At 59.0% G+C, this 2,350-nt stretch carries 1 protein-coding gene; it reads left to right on the top strand.

From position 1 onward, the window contains the following. The coding region (topA, locus tag ACXRVY_RS24760) for a type I DNA topoisomerase (protein WP_458238496.1) at positions 1-2,211 on the top strand (2,211 nt) is incomplete at its 5' end. Positions 2,212-2,350: the final 139 nt, after the last annotated feature.

The raw sequence follows: 2,350 nt of genomic DNA, 5'->3' as shown, positions 1-2,350 counted from the left end.
CGCTACAAGCGCGTGGTGTTCAACGAAATTACCAAGAAGGCGATCCAGGAAGCCTTCTCGAAACCAGGCGAGCTGGACATCGATCGTGTCAACGCCCAGCAGGCGCGTCGATTCCTCGACCGTGTCGTGGGTTACATGGTTTCGCCACTGCTGTGGGCCAAGATCGCTCGTGGCTTGTCTGCCGGTCGCGTGCAATCGGTTGCCGTGAAGCTGGTCGTCGAGCGCGAACGTGAAATCCGCGCGTTCATCCCGGAAGAGTACTGGGAAGTCCATGCCGACCTCGGCACCGCCAAAGGCGCGACCGTGCGTTTCGATGTGGCCCGCGAGAAAGGCGAAGCCTTCAAACCGCTCAACGAAACCCAGGCCATGGCCGCGCTGGAGAAGCTCAAGTCTTCCAGCTACAGCATCGTCAAGCGCGAAGACAAACCGACCAGCAGCAAGCCGTCGGCGCCGTTCATCACTTCCACCCTGCAGCAGGCCGCAAGCAATCGCCTGGGCTTTGGTGTGAAGAAAACCATGATGATGGCCCAGCGTTTGTACGAAGCCGGCTACATCACCTACATGCGTACCGACTCCACCAACCTTTCGGTTGATGCCGTGGCGATGGCGCGTACCTATATTGAAGGCGAGTTCGGCAAGAAGTACCTGCCGGAAACCCCGAACGTCTACAGCAGCAAGGAAGGCGCACAAGAGGCTCACGAAGCGATTCGTCCGTCCGACGCCAATACCGAGCCAAGCAAGCTGTCGGGCATGGAGCGTGACGCTGAACGCCTCTACGAGCTGATCTGGCGCCAGTTCCTCGCTTGCCAGATGCTGCCGGCGCAATACCTGTCGACTACCGTCACCGTGGGTGCCGGCGACTTCGAGCTGCGCGCCAAGGGCCGCATCCTGAAGTTCGACGGTTACACCCGTGTCATGCCGCAAATCGCCAAGCCGGGCGACGACGATGTATTGCCGGACATGGCCCAGGGCGACGCGATGAAGCTGATCAAGCTTGATCCGACCCAGCACTTCACCAAGCCGCCGGCGCGTTACTCGGAAGCCAGCCTGGTAAAAGAAATGGAAAAGCGTGGCATCGGTCGTCCTTCGACCTACGCGGCGATCATTTCGACCATCCAGGACCGTGGTTACGTGGCGCTGCACAACCGTCGCTTCTACTCGGAAAAGATGGGCGACATCGTTACCGAGCGTCTGGCGGAGAGCTTCTCCAACCTGATGGACTACGGCTTCACCGCCGGCATGGAAGAGCATCTCGATGACGTGGCCCAGGGCGAACGCGACTGGAAAAACGTGCTCGACGAGTTCTATGGCGACTTCAAGAAGAAACTCGAAGTGGCCGAAAGCCCGGAAAGCGGCATGCGTGCCAATCAACCGGTGATGACCGACATCCCGTGCACCACCTGCGGTCGTCCGATGCAGATTCGTACTGCGTCGACCGGCGTGTTCCTCGGTTGCTCAGGCTACAGCCTGCCGCCGAAAGAGCGCTGCAAGGCCACCGTCAACCTGGTGCCGGGCGACGAAATCGCCGCGGACGACGAGGGTGAGTCGGAGTCGTTGGTGTTGCGTGGCAAGCATCGCTGCCCGATCTGCAGCACGGCGATGGATGCCTATCTGCTTGATGAGAAGCGCAAGTTGCATATCTGCGGTAACAACCCGGATTGCAATGGCTACGAAATCGAAGAGGGCACCTATCGCATCAAGGGCTATGAAGGCCCGAGCCTGGAATGCGACAAGTGCGGCAGCGAGATGCAGCTCAAGACTGGCCGCTTCGGCAAGTTCTTCGGTTGCACCAATGCGACCTGCAAGAACACCCGCAAGTTGTTGAAGAGCGGCGATGCGGCACCGCCGAAGATGGATCCGGTGAAGATGCCTGAGCTGAAGTGCGAAAAGGTCAACGACACCTACATTCTGCGCGACGGTGCATCAGGCTTGTTCCTGGCCGCCAGCCAGTTCCCGAAAAACCGCGAGACCCGTGCTCCGCTGGTGATGGAAATCATCCCGCACAAGGATGAGATCGATCCGAAGTATCACTTCCTCTGCGAGGCGCCGAAGAAAGATCCGGATGGTCTCCCGACTGTGATTCGTTACAGTCGCAAGACCAAGGAACAGTACGTGCAGACCGAGGTTGACGGGAAACCGACTGGCTGGAAAGCGTTCTACGACGGCGGCAAGTGGGCGGTCGAAGACAAGCGTCCGGCAGCCAAGGCTTAACAGCCTGGGGTAATGAAAAGGCCGCATGACCACCCTCGGGTGTTCATGCGGCCTTTTTTGTTTTTGCTGCTTTCTCTGTAGGAGCGAGCCTGCTCGCGAAAAACTCAAGGGCAACACGTTTTTCCAGGATGTACACGTT

It is taken from the genome of Pseudomonas sp. P5_A2_2 (genome assembly GCF_054177685.1).
Note: the sequence above shows the minus strand (reverse complement) of the source record. Positions and strands in the feature narration are given on the sequence as shown.